General features: G+C 56.3%; 11 protein-coding genes. All 11 read right to left on the reverse strand.

The features are described 5' to 3' along the window. Positions 1–25 precede the first annotated feature (25 nt). On the reverse strand, positions 26–1,516 hold the full coding sequence (gene der, locus PMI17_RS00210) for a ribosome biogenesis GTPase Der (protein ID WP_007884883.1): 1,491 nt from the start codon (positions 1,514–1,516) through the stop codon (positions 26–28). Between the two features lie 178 nt (positions 1,517–1,694). After that, positions 1,695–2,876 (reverse strand): outer membrane protein assembly factor BamB, encoded by a 1,182-nt coding sequence (gene bamB, locus PMI17_RS00215; RefSeq protein ID WP_007884884.1) that lies wholly within the window; start codon positions 2,874–2,876, stop codon positions 1,695–1,697. 19 nt (positions 2,877–2,895) lie between these two features. Further along, positions 2,896–3,513: a YfgM family protein gene (locus PMI17_RS00220; protein WP_007884886.1), complete on the reverse strand. Its 618-nt coding sequence runs from the start codon at positions 3,511–3,513 to the stop codon at positions 2,896–2,898. Positions 3,514–3,552: 39 nt separating this feature from the next. Beyond that, entirely contained in the window at positions 3,553–4,827 is a 1,275-nt protein-coding gene (gene hisS / locus PMI17_RS00225; protein WP_007884887.1) for a histidine--tRNA ligase, read from the reverse strand. Between the two features lie 106 nt (positions 4,828–4,933). Beyond that, positions 4,934–6,055: a flavodoxin-dependent (E)-4-hydroxy-3-methylbut-2-enyl-diphosphate synthase gene (gene ispG, locus PMI17_RS00230; protein WP_007884889.1), complete on the reverse strand. Its 1,122-nt coding sequence runs from the start codon at positions 6,053–6,055 to the stop codon at positions 4,934–4,936. Positions 6,056–6,093: 38 nt separating this feature from the next. After that, positions 6,094–7,113: a cytoskeleton protein RodZ gene (rodZ, locus tag PMI17_RS00235; RefSeq protein WP_007884890.1), complete on the reverse strand. Its 1,020-nt coding sequence runs from the start codon at positions 7,111–7,113 to the stop codon at positions 6,094–6,096. Beyond that, positions 7,103–7,837 carry a type IV pilus biogenesis/stability protein PilW gene (gene pilW / locus PMI17_RS00240; RefSeq protein WP_007884897.1) on the reverse strand — a complete coding sequence of 245 codons (735 nt, stop codon included), beginning with the start codon at positions 7,835–7,837 and terminating at the stop codon, positions 7,103–7,105. Before pilW ends, rodZ begins: the two co-directional genes overlap by 11 nt. 75 nt (positions 7,838–7,912) lie before the next feature. Further along, entirely contained in the window at positions 7,913–9,082 is a 1,170-nt protein-coding gene (locus PMI17_RS00245; RefSeq protein ID WP_007884898.1) for a bifunctional tRNA (adenosine(37)-C2)-methyltransferase TrmG/ribosomal RNA large subunit methyltransferase RlmN, read from the reverse strand. 186 nt (positions 9,083–9,268) lie between these two features. Next, positions 9,269–9,700, reverse strand: a complete 432-nt coding sequence (gene ndk / locus PMI17_RS00250) for a nucleoside-diphosphate kinase (protein WP_007884899.1) — start codon at positions 9,698–9,700, stop codon at positions 9,269–9,271. A 169-nt stretch (positions 9,701–9,869) separates the two neighbouring features. Then, positions 9,870–12,194, reverse strand: coding sequence for a peptidoglycan glycosyltransferase PbpC (gene pbpC / locus PMI17_RS00255; protein ID WP_007884900.1), 2,325 nt, complete (start codon positions 12,192–12,194; stop codon positions 9,870–9,872). A gap of 6 nt (positions 12,195–12,200) precedes the next feature. Next, the coding region (locus tag PMI17_RS00260) for an alpha-2-macroglobulin (RefSeq protein WP_007884901.1) at positions 12,201–16,668 on the reverse strand (4,468 nt) is incomplete at its 5' end.

Here is a 16,668-nt window from a genome sequence, read left to right on the forward strand (position 1 = left end):
AGGGCCCGTCTGGGCCCTTCTCATCTTAACGCTTGTTTTTCTTCAGATGCGACATCAAACGCTGACGTTTACGCTGCTGAGTTGGCGTCAGCAGATTGCGTTTGCCCGCATACGGGTTATCGCCTTCTTTAAACTGAATACGAATCGGCGTACCCATTACGTTGAGTGAACGACGGAAGTAGTTCATCAGGTAACGCTTGTACGAATCCGCGAGATCTTTCACCTGGTTACCGTGGATCACCACGATTGGCGGGTTATAACCACCGGCGTGCGCATATTTCAGCTTCACGCGGCGGCCTCGCACTAGTGGCGGCTGATGATCGTCGGCTGCCATGGTCATGATACGCGTCAACATCGCCGTGCCCACACGCTTGGTGGAGCAGTCGTAGGCTTCGGTCACGGATTCGAACAGGTTACCCACGCCGCTGCCGTGCAGTGCTGAAATAAAGTGGATGCGCGCAAAATCGATAAAGCCCAGACGGAAGTCTAGCTGCTCTTTAACTTCGTCTCGCGCTTCCTGCGTCATGCCATCCCACTTGTTGACCACAATCACCAGTGAGCGCCCACTATTGAGGATGAAGCCCAGCAGCGACAGATCCTGATCGGAAATTCCGGCACGCGCATCAATCACCAGCATCACCACGTTAGCGTCTTCAATCGCTTGCAACGTTTTGATAACGGAGAATTTTTCTACGGTTTCGGTGACTTTACCGCGCTTGCGTACACCCGCCGTATCAATCAGAACATACTCGCGTTCGTCACGTTCCATTGGAATGTAGATGCTATCGCGCGTGGTGCCAGGCATGTCGAAGACCACAACGCGATCTTCGCCAAGAATACGGTTGGTAAGCGTTGACTTACCTACATTAGGGCGGCCAACGATAGCCAGTTTGATCGGCAGTGTGGTTGGGTCGAAATCTTCTTCTTCCTCTTCCTCCAGCGCCTTCTCGCCTTCTTCTTCTAATGCGGCCCAATAGGCGGCATTCTCTTCTTCTTCCGTGAGTTCCGCTTCTGGAACGATTTCGTCCATCCACGGCAGCAATGCGGTTTCCAGCAAGCTGTTAACGCCGCGGCCATGCGAAGCGGCAATCGGGTGAATTTCACCTAAGCCCAGCGCATAGAAATCCAGTACGGCCGCTTCCGGATCGATGCCATCCGTTTTGTTAGCGACAACAAAGGTGGCTTTCTCACGTGCACGCAGATGATTAGCGATTTGCTGATCCGCCGGCATCACGCCCGCGCGCGCATCGACCATAAACAGCACCACATCGGCTTCTTCAATCGCCAGCAGCGACTGCTCCGCCATGCGGTTTTCTACGCCTTCTTCGGTGCCATCAATACCGCCGGTATCAATAACAATGAATTCGCGCCCTTCCACTTCGGCGCGACCATATTTGCGATCGCGAGTCAGTCCAGGAAAATCCGCCACCAGCGCATCACGCGTGCGTGTTAAACGGTTAAATAGCGTAGATTTTCCCACATTGGGACGCCCAACCAGCGCGACCACAGGTACCATAACACTTGCCTCAGTTTTGAAAATAGTTCGCTCGAATGGCGTGATTATAACGACATTTGACGCCAGGCGTCAGGCAGAAGGCGCACAGAATACCATGCCTGACCAAAAACGAAACGGCCCCTGACGAATCAGGAGCCGTGTAAGCGAGCGGAAAATGGATTTCCGCAGAGCCAATGACTTAACGCGAGATGGCGTAAACTTCTCCGCCTTTCGCCTGGATCAGCAGCTTATCACCGGCAACAACCGGTTCAGTCTGGAAGCCATCGCTATCCAGTTTCTGCTGCGCCACGAAGCGGCCATCAAGCGTATTAATCCAGTGCAGATAACCTTCGCTATCGCCTACCACCAGATAACCGTTGAACAGCACGGGTGAAGTCAGATTGCGGTGCAGCAGATCACTTTGACGCCAGATGGCCACGCCACCGTCAGCATTCAGCGCAATCACACGGTCATCCTGATCGACCAGATAGATACGACCGGCATCCACCACCATGTCTTTGACGCCACCAATCTCACGTTTCCACAGCACCTGGCCAGAACGCAGATCCAGTGCGGTAAGATTGCCGTTATAGGCCAGCGCATAGACCACACCGTTTACGACCACTGGCGTGGTATCCACATCGCTCAGACGATCGATTTCAGTCGCGCCGCTTGGCTGCGAAATACGCTGCTGCCAGATCAGTTGGCCTTGATTGATGATGACCGCGCTTACACGACCATTGTCGCCGCCGACGATGGCACCACCAAAGGCAACAGTTGGCGCTGATTCGCCGCGCAGTGACAGCGCAGGCATATCAAGATTGACGCTCCACTTAATCGCGCCGGTGCTCTGGTCAAGTCCCTGCAACATACCGTTGCTGGTGTGCACCAGAATCAAACCATCGCTGACAACCGGACGCGACAGCGCTTCACCGGCGACTTTAGTCTGCCAGGCAATGCCACCATCGCTGGTGTTCAGCGCAAATACCTGACCCCGCTCGCTACCGATGTAAATGCGATCGCCGCTAGCCGTTACGCCACCAGACAGCAGTGCGGAGATATTTTTCGAGAAGAAGCCGGTTTTCTCAGAGAGATCGACTTTCCATTTCTCTTTGCCATTGCTGGCATCTAGCGCTTTAACCACGCCAAAACGATCCGCAGCATACACGGTACCGTCCAGCCAGGCTGGATGCAGGTTGGAATAGAAATCACCCACTCCGTCCCCGACAGAGGTGCTCCACGCGGTCTGCGGCGTAAACTGGTTTTCCACTTTTGGCAGCGGGGCCATTTTCACTACATCTTCTTCGCCGCTGAACAGCGAGCAACCGCTGAGCAGAGTGACTGAAATCAGCCCTGGCAGCAGGTATTTACGTAATTCCATGTGCGCTCTCTTGACTGGCTTAACTTAAGTTATTCATCTTCATCTGCAGCATTTGCTTCAGCGCAGGAGAGGCCTGCGATTCGGCACCTTTGCTCCAGGCATCACGTGCGCCCTGCTTATCGCCTTTGCTCAGCAGTGCTTCTCCGCGAATATCCGCCACAATGGCTGTCCAGCCATCACCTTTAACATTGTTAAGGGTAGAAAGTGCGGCATCGGCCTGACTTTGCTGCAACTGAATGCGTGCCAGACGCAGGTTAATTACTGCCTGCAGGTTGGCATCTTTGGTATCTTTTAGTCCGCTCTGAAGCAGAGCGATTGCTTTATCCAGCTGATTAGCTTCAACATATTGCTTAGCCAGATCCAGCGACGCCAATGCGCCGTAGGTGTTGTTGTTTTCGCTAGCGAAAGTGGCCACTGCTTCCAGCGTATCAGGCTTATCGGCCTGCATGGCGCTGGTCAGTTGCTGATACTCAGCGGATGCCGCTTTATCGGTTCCTTCCTGATGGCTGGCCCAGAAACGCCAGCCACCCAGCGCAGCGATACCGATGATTACGCCAACGGCCAGAAATTTACCATTGTTGGTGAAGAACTGACGCAGCGCGTCAACTTGTTCGTTTTCGTTGCTGTAAACTTCCACGCAATCCCTCTCTTTAATATGGCTGTTGCAGTGCTGCGCTTACTGCAGCAGCGTGCGCAACGTCGCAGCGGCGTCGCTCTGAGCCAGCGTCTGTTGATCGCCGGTACGCAAGTCTTTAACCACAACCTGGCCCGCGTTCACTTCATCTTCGCCCAGCACCAGCGCAATGCGTGCGCCCCACTTGTCTGCACGGGCAAACTGCTTCTTGAAGTTACCGCCACCGAAGTTGGTCATTAGCTTCAGTGCGGGATCAGTATCACGCAGTTTTTCCGCCAGTTGCATCGCGGCGGACTGAACGCCCTGCCCCGAAGCGATAACATAGACATCAACAATGCGCGTCGGTTCAAATTCTGGATTAACCGCTTGCACCAGCAACACCAAACGCTCCAGGCCCATAGCAAAACCGACGGCTGGCGTAGCGCGGCCACCCAGCTGTTCGACCAGGCCATCATAACGTCCACCGGCACATACGGTACCCTGCGAGCCGAGGCTGCTGGTAACCCACTCAAAAACGGTGCGGTTGTAATAATCGAGGCCGCGCACCAGACGCTGATTCACGCGATATTTGATACCCGCATCGTCCAGCAGCGCGCACAGGCCGCTGAAGTGCGCGCGCGAGTCTTCATCAAGGAATTCACCCAGCGTCGGCGCATCGTTCAGCAGTGTCTGAATCTCAGGATTTTTACTGTCGAGTACGCGCAGCGGATTGGTATACATGCGGCGCTTACAATCTTCGTCCAGCGCTTCTTTATGCTGCTCAAGGAACGCCACCAGCGCGTTACGGTAGTCGGCGCGCGCTTCCAGTGAACCGATAGAGTTCAGTTCCAGCTCAACGTGATCGGCGATGCCCAGCGCTTTCCACCAGCGCGCAGTCATCATGATCAATTCGGCATCAATGTCCGGACCCTGCAGGCCAAAAACTTCCGCACCAATCTGATGGAACTGACGATAGCGACCTTTCTGCGGACGCTCGTAGCGGAACATGGGGCCAACGTACCACAGACGCTGCTCCTGGTTGTACAACAGACCGTGTTCGATTCCGGCGCGCACGCAACCCGCGGTGCCCTCCGGACGCAACGTCAGGCTTTCGCCATTGCGGTCTTCAAAGGTGTACATCTCTTTCTCAACCACGTCGGTGACTTCACCAATCGCACGGCTGAACAGCGGGGTGTGCTCAACGATCGGCAGACGGATTTCACTGAAACCATAGCTGGCCAGAACCTGCTTCAGAGTGCCTTCAATACGCTGCCAAATTGCGGTATCCGCTGGCAGGTAATCGTTCATTCCGCGAATCGCTTGAATATTCTTCGCCACGTTAGAATCTCTTTAAGACAAAAAAACCTGAGCGGCATCATACCTTATGAGGATGAAACCGCACAGGTTCAATCACAAACTGGTACGCGGCCTGCGCGCACCTTGATTATTTTTCAAGCTGCTGCACGTTGATGCGACGGCTTTCATCCAGCATGGTGGCCTTGGCGCGAATACGCGCTTCCAGCTGATCGATCATGTCGTTGTTATCGAGACGATCGCGCTGACGCACGCCATCTTCATAGAAGCCGCTTTTCTTGGCGCCACCGGTCACACCGAGGGTAGAAACCGTGGCTTCACCCGGACCATTCACCACGCAGCCGATAATCGAAATATCCATGGGCGTGATGATGTCTTCAAGGCGCTCTTCCAGCGCATTAACGGTGCCGATAACATCAAATTCCTGCCGCGAGCAGGTCGGGCAAGCAATGAAATTGATGCCACGCGAACGGATGCGCAGGGATTTGAGAATGTCATAACCCACTTTCACTTCTTCGACCGGATCGGCCGCCAGTGAAATACGCAGCGTATCGCCGATGCCTTCGGCCAGCAGCAGGCCCAAGCCGATGGCAGATTTCACTGAACCCGCACGTGCGCCACCCGCTTCGGTGATGCCGAGATGCAGCGGCTGATCGATAGCTTTCGCCAGCAGACGATAAGATTCAACGGCGAGGAAGACGTCAGAGGCTTTGACGCTCACTTTGAACTGATCAAAGTTAAGACGATCGAGATGATCCACATGACGCATCGCGGATTCGAGCAGCGCCTGCGGCGTTGGCTCACCGTATTTTTCCTGCAGATCTTTTTCCAGCGAACCGGCATTCACGCCGATGCGGATCGGAATATTGTAATGACGCGCACAATCCACCACCTGGCGGATACGCTCATTATTGCCGATGTTACCAGGATTGATACGCAGACAATCCACGCCATATTCGGCGACTTTCAGTGCGATGCGATAGTCAAAGTGAATGTCCGCCACCAGCGGCACGTTGACCTGTTGCTTAATCAGTTTGAAGGCTTCAGCCGCATCCATGGTCGGAACGGAAACGCGGACAATATCAACCCCGACGCGCTCAAGCTGGCGAATCTGGTTAACGGTTGCGTCCACGTCAGTGGTGCGGGTGTTGGTCATTGACTGAACGGCGATGGGCGCACCATCGCCAACTGGCACCTTGCCGACGTAAATCCGTGTTGATTTGCGACGGATAATGGGTGCTTCGTTATGCATATTCTCTCTCCACAATTACCCGGAAAGCGCGCTGCGCGTTATTGCGCACCCAGCGTCAGACGGGCAACCTGGTTATTACGGATAAAACGACTTAAATCAACGGGCTGATTCTGATATTGCACGTCAACCGCACTCGGAGCGCCAATTTTCAGACGATACGGAGCCGTACCGGACAAACTCAGCTTACCGCCGCTACGTTGCAAACCACTGAACAACTTCTTGCCGGTGGCATCGCTCACTTCCAGCCAGCAGTCGGCTTTGAAGTTCATCACGATGGCATTCGGATCGCCAGCCGGTTGGCTGACCGCTGCGTTTGCAGTAGGCATTTGGCCGGCCGGAACGCTATTAGCCGGTGCCGGAGACGTGGCCGCTGGCGGCGTGGTGTCAATCGGTGCCTGGCTAGGCGAAACCACAGCATTCTCGCTGCCGTTGGTTTGCGCAGTCGTGCTTGCAGCTGGTGCGCTGCTCGCGGTGTTGCTGCTCTCTGGCGTCGCAACCGCACCCGCACCGTTATCAACCGGCGTACCGGCTGCATTCGTATCCGCATCAGCATTGCTGTCGGTGCTATTGTCACCCAGCGGGATAGACTGACTATTATCGCCGCTGCCGTTTTGATCGGCCATCGACACCAGATCAGCCTGTGATGCCTTATGATTTTGCCACCACCAGGCACCGGTCAAACCGACGACAACAAAGATCACCAACCAGGTGAAAATCATCAGCCAGCCATCGCGTTTTTTACGACGCTTACCCAATGAAAAGCTCTGCATTGGCTCGATTTTGGCCGCGCGCACCGGAGCCTGTTTTGCCATCATCGGCAGCAGGTCATCTTCCGGCACATGCACCAAACGGGCATAAGAACGAATGTAACCGCGCAGGAATGTCGAAGCTAAATCAGCAGGTGATTTGTCCTCTTCAATATCACGTACGGTAGAAACTTTCAGGCACAGGCGCTCAGCGACGTTTTGCTGGGTCAGCCCCATCTGCTCACGGGCCAGACGCAGGCGTTCACCTGTGGAATGTACTGCAGAATTATCTTGAGTGGCTTCAGTATTCATTAGCTAAATAACGCTGGTACTGTATCGATTGTGGAAAACTTCGCGCCAACCGGTCGCCATAACGTGTAACGTCAGCAGCGTTTCCCTGTTGCGCGGCGAAACGTATCTGTAACCATAGGCTCTCTGCCGTTGCGGGCAAACGCTGATGGTACACTTCTAAAAGCAGCGGAACGGATTGCTGTTCCTGCTGTTCAAGCCGCCTTTCCACTTCCCTTAGCAGTTGATTGCCCTGCTCCGGTGCGGCATCCAGCGCGTAACCTAATTGCTCGCGCGCTGCGGCACTCTCATCAGCCTGCAGGTAACAATAGCCCGAAAACAGAAATGCATCCTGACGGGCATCGATTTCCTGCGCCTCAATTGCCAGCTTAAACTGTTGATGCGCTTCGTCATACTGCCTTAAACCGCAGAGAAACGCACCGTAATTGTTAGCGACATAACCATTCAGCGGTGCTAACTGCTGCGCGCGTTGATAGTGCCAGCGTGTTTGCGCGCTATTCTGTTGAGCCTGCGCCACGCGGGCAAGGGCTAACGGCACCCGATAATCATCCGGTGCCGCCTGCTGCGCACGCAACAAATTGCGCTGTGCGGCGGCAAAATCCTTGACTGCAAGATAGTGCAATCCCAGCTGCAAGCGGATATCCGCTGCGCTCTGTCGGGCGGGGTGATTGACACAACCGGTTACAACTAAGCTGGCCAGAATCGCCGCAGGTATTCCTTTACGCATATCAGTTTCTCCGTGAAAAATGTGCGGAGAGACTGACATGAGTTACGCCCGGTGAATATCACCAGGCGCTGGCTTTCAGAGCGCCTTCACAGAGATGGCTTCACCCGCCATTTTCTTACGCAGCGTACGCTTGGTACGGTCAATCACATCGCCCGCTAACTGACCACATGCGGCGTCAATGTCATCACCGCGCGTTTTACGCACGATAGTGGTGAAACCGTAATCCATCAGTACTTTAGAGAAGCGATCGATACGGCTGTTGGAGCTACGGCCATACGGCGCGCCCGGGAACGGGTTCCATGGGATCAGGTTAATTTTGCACGGTGTCTCTTTCAGCAGTGCCGCCAGCTCATGTGCGTTATCGGTGCTGTCATTGACATGATCCAACATCACATACTCAATGGTCACACGGCCCTGATTCGCGTTGGACTTGCCGATATAGCGTTTAACCGCCGCGAGGAACGTTTCGATGTTGTACTTTTTGTTGATCGGCACGATTTCGTCACGAATGGCATCGTTTGGCGCGTGCAGCGAAATCGCCAGCGCTACGTCGATCATATCGCCCAGCTTATCCAGCGCCGGCACCACGCCTGACGTTGACAGCGTAACGCGACGTTTTGACAGACCAAAACCGAAGTCATCCAGCATAATATCCATCGCCGGTACCACGTTGTTCAGGTTGAGCAGCGGTTCGCCCATGCCCATCATCACCACGTTGGTGATAGGACGTTGACCGGTGATTTTCGCCGCGCCGATGATTTTAGCGGCACGCCATACCTGGCCAATAATTTCAGACACGCGCAGGTTGCGGTTAAAGCCCTGCTGCGCCGTCGAACAGAATTTGCACTCCAGCGCACAGCCTACCTGCGAAGAGACGCACAGCGTTGCGCGATCCGCTTCCGGAATGTAGACAGTTTCCACCAGCTGATCGCCGACGCGAATCGCCCATTTAATGGTGCCATCGGTGGAACGCATCTCTTCCGCCACTTCCGGCGCACGGATTTCAGCGCGCTGCATCAGTTTGCCGCGCAACACTTTATTGATGTCGGTCATCTGCTCGAAATCATCGCAGCAGTAGTGGTACATCCACTTCATGACCTGATCGGCACGGAACGGCTTTTCGCCCATTTCGAGAAAGAATTCGCGCATCTGCTGACGGTTAAGATCCAGCAGGTTAATTTTTTCGTTTTTTGGGGAAACAACCACGGGGGAAGCGGACGACGGCGTCACAATCTGTTCGGACATAATGTTCTCTGGCCTCGTTGTTACACGTTACGGCTCTGGTTAATAGTAGGAAAAAACAGCGCCCTTGCTGAGTCAGACTCAACAAGGGCGCATAATTGTACTACATCTGCTGCATGATGCCAGGGGAACCGTTTCACAGATGTTGAACAGCTGTAAAGACGTGTGTCCGCTTGGCCCTCAATGTACTTAGCGAGTGCGTGGGCAGACTTCGTTTTCTGCGAAGAAGTACGCGATTTCGCGTGCTGCAGATTCAGCTGAGTCAGAACCGTGGGTCGCGTTCTCGGTGAAGCTGTCCGCGTAGTCAGCACGCAGAGTACCTGCCAGCGCGTTGTCTGGGTTAGTTGCACCCATCAGATCGCGATGACGCTGAACGGCGTTTTCGCCTTCCAGTACAGAAACCACAACTGGACCAGAAGTCATGAATTCAACCAGACCATCAAAGAATGGACGACCTTTGTGCTCAGCGTAGAAGCCTTCAGCCTGCTCTTTGGTCAGGTGCAGCATTTTTGCGCCAACGATTTTGAAGCCCGCGCTTTCAAAACGGTTATAGATTGCACCAATCACGTTCTTAGCGACGGCGTTTGGTTTCACGATTGAGAAAGTACGTTCGATTGCCATGTTGACCTCTAGTTAGCATCCTGAAGAATCCGGGAGCCTGCTCCCGGTAAGAAAACGCGCCGATTATAGGGACATCATCGGGCGTTGCCTATTGGCGATTGGTGGAATTATTGAAAATAATTGATTTTTGTCGGGGCAAGCAGGCAAAAAGTATGCCATATCCCTGCACTCAACCGCGGGTAAATCCTACCGAGGACAACTGCCCCGCTTCATCCATTACGACCAGTTGATAGCTGCCGGGTTCATCCAGCACCAGTGCTGCACTCTTTTTCCCGGCATCCTGTTCAAGCGGCTGTCCATTCAAAAACCACCAGCGCTGTTCGCCTTGTCCGCCCTGCACCGCCACCGGCATCACCAACACCACTTTGCCCGGCAGCGGTTGCACACGCTGGCCATTGATCACGCCGGTGATCACCAGCGGCGGCGCATTGCCCTGATTCAGTGGCGGACAGGTGGGATCGATGGGCGGCAATCGCTGTGCACGCCGTTCAGCAGGCGCTAGCCAGGGCTCAAGCGGCAGCGGCCACATCAACCGCTCACGGCTCTGCGCATCAGGACAATCGGCCGCCACGCGCAATCCATCACTATTCTGCCAGTATTGCTGTCGCAAGCCATTAACGCTCTCCTGCCCCGGCGCGAGCAGCGTTGGTGGCACGGTTTGATTCAACACCCAACTCTGACGACGCTGACGGCAATTCTCATCGCCCAATGGCAACGGCTGGCCGCCTGGCCAGCAGATGCTCATGGCGCTGACCGATGGCGGACGCGGATCGCGCACGGCACCGTTCACCGGCATATGTCCCGCCAGCAGATTATTCACCTGATTCATCACCGGCACCGCTGAGGCATAGCCAAATTGGCCAGCCACCGGCGTCGCATCTGGCCGTCCCACCCACACGCCAATCAGATAGCGCGGAGTGATACCAATCGTCCACGCATCGCGATAGCCGTAGCTGGTGCCGGTTTTCCACGCCAGTGGGGCAACATCCGACACCGCGCCGCTGGCGGGGGGTTGCGCAGCACCTGCCAGAATACGCCGCACAATCCATGCGGCACCTGGCGACAACAACGGCCTTTCCTGTAACGGCTGTGTCGACAGCCAGCGCAGTTGCGCCGCGTTACCGTGACGGGCAAAGGCGCTATAGGCCGCGACAATGTCATCCAGCCGCGCGCCGGTACCGCCAAGCACCAGCGAGAGATTCGGTTCTGCGCCCGCCGGGAAGCGCAGATTTAATCCCACATTACGCAGACGCGCCGCCAGCGTTTTTGGCCCCAGAGCAGCCAAAAGCTGCACCGCAGGCAGATTAAGCGATCGCTCCAGCGCTTCACTGGCGCTTACTGGGCCATGGAAGCCTGAATCAAAGTTGCCGGGACGATAGTCGCCAAAGCGGCGCGGCACATCCTGTAATAACGATTCTCCATGAATCAGCCCTTCATCCAGCGCCATACCATAGACGAAAGGTTTCAGTACCGATCCCGGCGATCGCACGCTGGCGATCATATCGACATGACCAAAGCGGCTGTCGTCGTTGAAATCTACCGAACCTACATAGCCGCGCACCTTCATACTTTGGTGATCCACCACCAGCAGCGCCAGCGAAGTGCGAGCAGGTAAGTTGCTTTTTAGCGACGACGCCAGATTCTCCAGTTCGCGCTGGAGCGACAGATCAATTGTGGAGGTGATTTTATTGTCGGGTGATAACGACAATAAGCGCCGGGCGAGCAGCGGCGCACGTTGTGGCATTTGGCGCGGCGGCAGCCAAACGGCTTCCTGTTTAATATCGGCGACATCCTGCGGCGTCCAAACGCCATATTCCGCCAAACGATCCAGCACCTTATTACGCGCCGCTTCGGCGCGTTGCGGCCAGCGATCCGGACGCAAGCGGCTCGGCGCCTGAGGCAGCACCGCCAATAGTGCCGCCTCGCCTTTAGTGAGCTGTGACGGCGGCTTGCCCAGCCAGATCCAGCTCGCCGCACCCACGCCCTCAACCGTGCCGCCAAACGGAGCGCGATTGAGGTACAACGTCAGGATGTCTCGTTTGGAGAGATGATATTCCAGCTGTAGCGCACGCCACGTCTGTACCACTTTGCCACGTAAGGTGCGCGGCTGGGGATCGATAAGCCGTGCCACCTGCATAGTCAGCGTACTGCCGCCGGAAACCACGCCGTGATGCAGCACGTTCTGCCCGATAGCGCGCACAATCGCCATTGGATTAATACCGGGATGATGCCAGAACCAGCGATCTTCATAGGTTAGCAGCGCATCGATGTAGGCTGGCGACACTTCGTCCAGCGACACCGGATAGCGCCACACGCCTTGTCTATCAGCAAAGCGCCACAGCGGCGTGCCATCTTCGGCCACCACCACGCGCGCCGGTTGTACCTCATGCAGCGGTAAAGGTGTCAGTCGATCCAGCAGCCACAGCGCGGCCAGCGATGCCAGTAAAAAAAGCGGTAGCCAGCGCCACCGCTTTAGTCGGTTTCTTATCGGCATCAATACTTAACGCACGTTGATTTTTTCTGGCGTGCTACCAATCGCACGCCACTCAGGCACATACATCGATTCCACCTGCGGTGGTGGCAGGCGATAGCTGCCCGGCGTAACCGCCCGCGCCAGATACAGCAACGTGCCCGGCGTGTAGCCGTCGAGCGCCAGCGCGGCAACAAAACGATCGTCCCGGAATTCGATATGTTTAATATTGGCCTGCTGCATATCCATCATGCTCTCTTTCAACGCATCGGCACTGTCGCCTAAACTGGCGCTGCTGTCGCTGAGGTTCTGGTTCTCCAGCTCAAGGCCAGCAGGCAGCAAGTCCACCACTAGCGCATCACTCACGCGCTCGCTAGCTTCGACTTTCAGCCGTACCACCAGCAACTCGCCACTTTTCAGATTGGCGAGATCGGCAGGCTTACCGTCCAGCGTGAAATATTCACGACCGATCTTCAGCACGTTGCTGATAGGCGACGGTGCGGTGCGGGGATAGCCCACCACATTTAGCGTGCCGTAGAGCGGCGACGCATTGTCGCTTTTCACCGACACGCCTTGTCGCAGCTGATCTTCCGTCATGCCAATGTTAAGCGGCTGATTACTGCTCAGCGGTTCCGCTTTACCCTGCAGTGTCGCCTGCCAGCTTTCGCCTTTGTGCTGCTGCAAGGTGCGGGCGGCGAGGAACAACGCGTTGTTTTCCTGGGTGGAGAACCAGCGCTGGCCATGTACCGCTTTCGCCAGATCGATCAGCAGCGGACCTTGCATATCCGGCAGCAGTTGGTTTTCGCTTAACAGCGACAGAATCAGCGCGCGGTCGCGCACCGGACTACCGTAATCTCCGAGCCAGCTGTTCGGCTTACGTTCCAGGCCAATCCCCTGCGCCAGCGCCAACTGTGCACGCTGCTGATCGCCCATCAGCTTCAGCGCTACGCCAAGTTGTACCATCGCCAGGCCCGATTTGGCCTGCTCGCGTTTTTCATACAGTGCACGCAGGGCACCAAGCGGTGCCTGCTGCTGGCGCGCCAGTACTAATCCGGCATAGGCCTGCACGCTGAAACGTAAACCATCGGCATCGCTGCTCCAGCTGGTTTCGATCTGCGCAGGGTCCTGTAGATAGCGCAGCAGACGTTCGTCGGCGCGGGTAATCACGCCATCCGGCACGCTATAACCCGCTTCGCTGGCGCGCAGCAAGAAATCGGTGACGTAAGCGGTCAGCCAAAACTCTTCCTGACTCTCTTTGTTCCACAGGCCAAAGCTCCCGTTGCCGCGCTGCATGCCGGCAAGACGCGCAATGCCGGTATCAATTGACGCACGGCGCGCCTCATCACTGCTGGTTTTGATGCCCATCGCCGTCAACTGCGCATGGTTGGTGAACACCGATGGCCAAATGCCGCTGGCGGTCTGCTCAAGGCAGCCGTAAGGATAGGCGTAGAGCGAGCTGATAAAGCTGGCGATGTTCAGCGGCGGACGGTTACTGAGCGACAGCTGTCCGCTCAGCGTATCCTGCTGCAAACCATTAAAGGCACTCGCCAACACCTGCCAGTTTTGGCCGGTTTGCATCACGTTATCGAAGCTCAGCGTTTGTGCCGGATAAGCCGGACGCACGCCAATTTTCCATTTTCGCTCGCTCGGCGCCAGGGTTTCGCCCGGCAAACTCATGCCTGAGACATTCACCTGCACAGCGCCGTCACCAAAACCTCCCTGCGCTTTCACCGGAATGGATAAGGTGCTACGCGCGCCCTTTGCTAATTGCACGCTGGCCGGGATTTGGCCATTCAAGGCAAGCTGACCGCTGGCAGTAACATTGATTTTCAGCGTCTGGGCGCGATCGGTGAGGTTAGTGAGATCCAGCGCCAGCGTAGCTTGATCGCCGCTAGCAAGGAAACGCGGTGTCGCCAGTTCGCTAATAAGCGGTGCAGCAACCACCAGCTTGCGCTCGGCCGATCCGAAGCTGTCGTCGCTCCAAACCTGCGCCATCAAACGCAGCTCACCATTAAAAGCAGGGATCGGCAGCTCCAGCGTGCCGTCGCCATTGGCATCCAGCGTCACTGGCTGCAGCTGTTGTGCCACGATCTGCACATCGGTGACCGGCTTTTTACCGCCGCGCGACAGGGCATCCGCATCGTCGCCGTCACCGCCAAAGCGCAGCGCGGCCAGCTTGCCGCCGCCTTCAATTAATTGACCAAACACATCGTATTGATCGGCGTTATAGCGCTTGCGACCTAAAAACGCCTCCCACGGATTCGGTGTTGAGTAGTCAGTGATGCTAAGTACGCCGCTGTCTACCGCCGACAGCAATACCTGAACCTGCTTCGGCAGCTCGCCGCCTTCGCGGCTGGCTTTCACCTTCACTTTCAGGGTCTGTTCTGGGCGGATTTTATCGGGTGCGTCGAGTGTCAACGTGAGTCGACGTGCTTCGGTCGCCATCGGCAGATGCAGCAAGCCCACCGCGCGTTTCGGCGTGACGCCGCTGGCCTTGTCGCCGTCGCGCACCACGATAGCGCTGAGATAGAGATCGTGTCGCTTCCAGCTGTCGCTAATTGGCACATCAATGGTTGCGCCACCTGCCGGAACATCCAGCGGCTGCCACCACAGCGTGCCGCTACTGGATTCCACCATCAGATAGCCTTTGCCAGCTGCGGGCGACTCTACCTGCACATGTGCAGTGTCGCCCGGTTGATAAGCGGTTTTATCAATTTTCAGCTTCACCTGATCCGGGCGCAGCGCGCCGGTGCCATTGGTGTTGTCCTGCCACCAATATCCCGCCTGGAATCGTACGCTGCTGACGATGTTGTCACCCGCATGCACTTCCAGTCGATAGGTGCCCCACTCCACCGGGAAACTCACTTTCTGGCTGCCACCGGCAGCAATAGTGATGTGCTGTTGCTCTTCCTGCAGATCTTTTTGATCGTAGCGCGACTGCCAGCCTTCGCTGTCAGAGAAGCTCCAGTAATAGTCGCGGCGCTCGTGGATCAGGCGAACATCCAGATCCTGCGCCGCCAATTTTTCACCCTGCGGGTTGGCGTATACCACGTCGAATTCAGCAAGGCTGTTTTCCGCGACGGTTGGCTCATCGTGATAACGATCGGTGCGGTAGTCATACACCGATTCACTGTTAAACAGCGGACGAATGCCCGGCAGCGCCGGTGCGGGCCAGATCGCCTGAGTAGCGCGACGCGTCACCGGACGTCCACCGGTTTCCAGCAGGCTGGCTTGCAGAATCAGATTGAGCGGCGAATGGCTCTCTTTCCAGCTGCTCTCCACGCTGAGCTGCAACTTACCGCTCTCATCCAGCTTCTCATCGACATCGTCCAGCGTGCGTTTCAGTTCTTCAGTGATGTCACCGAACTGATAACCCGGCAGCGCCGTCACCGCTTCACGCGCGGGGCGCAGGAACAGCTGCCCTTGTAGCTCATTACCTTCGGCAGGTGCGCCGTACAAATAGCGCCCTTCCACATCAAATTGCACCGCGGCATCCGGCGCCACCGGCTGTGCGCTGTTGCTCAGCGCCAGCGCCATACGTTCCGGCAAAAAATCCTCCACGTGGAACGGCCAGCTGCGCGGCTGGTTGTCGCCACTGTTAATACGCAGCGTCCACTCTCCGGTCATGGCAGAGGCCGGCAGCGGGAAGCGTTGTTGATAGACGCCATTTACCGGCTGCCAGACGAAGGTTTGCGCCACTTCACCGTTCGGCTGTACCACTTCGGCTTTTACTGGCTGCGGCGGCAGCAGTTTACCATCGGCATCCCGCAGCAGCGCGTTGACGATCACCGTTTCGCCGGGACGATAGAGATCGCGCGGACCAAAGACGAAGAACTGTTTGTCGTAACCTTGCGGACCATCAATCGGAAACTCAGCCAGATCGAGCGCCGGGCGAGTAAGATCGATCAGCGAGGTTTGCCCTTTTTGTGTCGCCAGCAGCAACTTGCCTTTGGCATGCGCGGGTAAGCGCAGATGACCGTTACTGTCGCTGGCGCCACTGGCCAGCTGTTTGCCCTTTTCATCCAGCAGCTGCACGCTGACGTCATCCAGCGGTGCGCCGCTGGCCAGGCTTTGAGCGAACAGATCCAGCTGTTCAGGGAATTGGTGCAGCGACAGACCGATGTCGCTTAGGGTAAACAGCGTCGCTGGCTGCGTGTAGTTATAAGTCCCGGCCTGTTTCATTACCGCCAGATAGACGCCAGATTGTTTCAGGGCATCCACATCGCCGAGCGGCAACTGCATTTTTTCGCGCGTGTTGCGCGCCGGATTGAGATCAAAACGTCCGCTGTAAACCAGATCGGCATTTTTCAGCAGATCGCGGGATTCCCAATACGACATATTGTTGCCGTAGTTCCACTGAGCCAGAAAATCGGCCAGTGTGGCACTTTTTATCCGGAAGAAATCGACGTCGACACTGTTTACATTCAGCGCCAGCAGCGGTAAGCCCTGCGTCAGACGTAGCGGCAGCAGCGAGCCGCGACTGGCAAAGCCGACCATC

Source organism: Pantoea sp. GM01, from assembly GCF_000282675.1.
In the GTDB taxonomy this organism is placed as follows: domain Bacteria; phylum Pseudomonadota; class Gammaproteobacteria; order Enterobacterales; family Enterobacteriaceae; genus Pantoea; species Pantoea nemavictus.

Bases quoted from the DNA above. Each gene is read 5' to 3' on its own strand.
- PMI17_RS00245 (WP_007884898.1), bottom strand. From the start codon at position 9,082: ATGTCCGAACAGATTGTGACGCCGTCGTCCGCTTCCCCCGTGGTTGTT.
- bamB (WP_007884884.1), bottom strand. From the start codon at position 2,876: ATGGAATTACGTAAATACCTGCTGCCAGGGCTGATTTCAGTCACTCTG.
- pilW (WP_007884897.1), bottom strand. From the start codon at position 7,837: ATGCGTAAAGGAATACCTGCGGCGATTCTGGCCAGCTTAGTTGTAACC.
- rodZ (WP_007884890.1), bottom strand. From the start codon at position 7,113: ATGAATACTGAAGCCACTCAAGATAATTCTGCAGTACATTCCACAGGT.
- der (WP_007884883.1), bottom strand. From the start codon at position 1,516: ATGGTACCTGTGGTCGCGCTGGTTGGGCGTCCCAATGTGGGAAAATCT.
- ispG (WP_007884889.1), bottom strand. From the start codon at position 6,055: ATGCATAACGAAGCACCCATTATCCGTCGCAAATCAACACGGATTTAC.
- ndk (WP_007884899.1), bottom strand. From the start codon at position 9,700: ATGGCAATCGAACGTACTTTCTCAATCGTGAAACCAAACGCCGTCGCT.
- pbpC (WP_007884900.1), bottom strand. From the start codon at position 12,194: ATGCCGATAAGAAACCGACTAAAGCGGTGGCGCTGGCTACCGCTTTTT.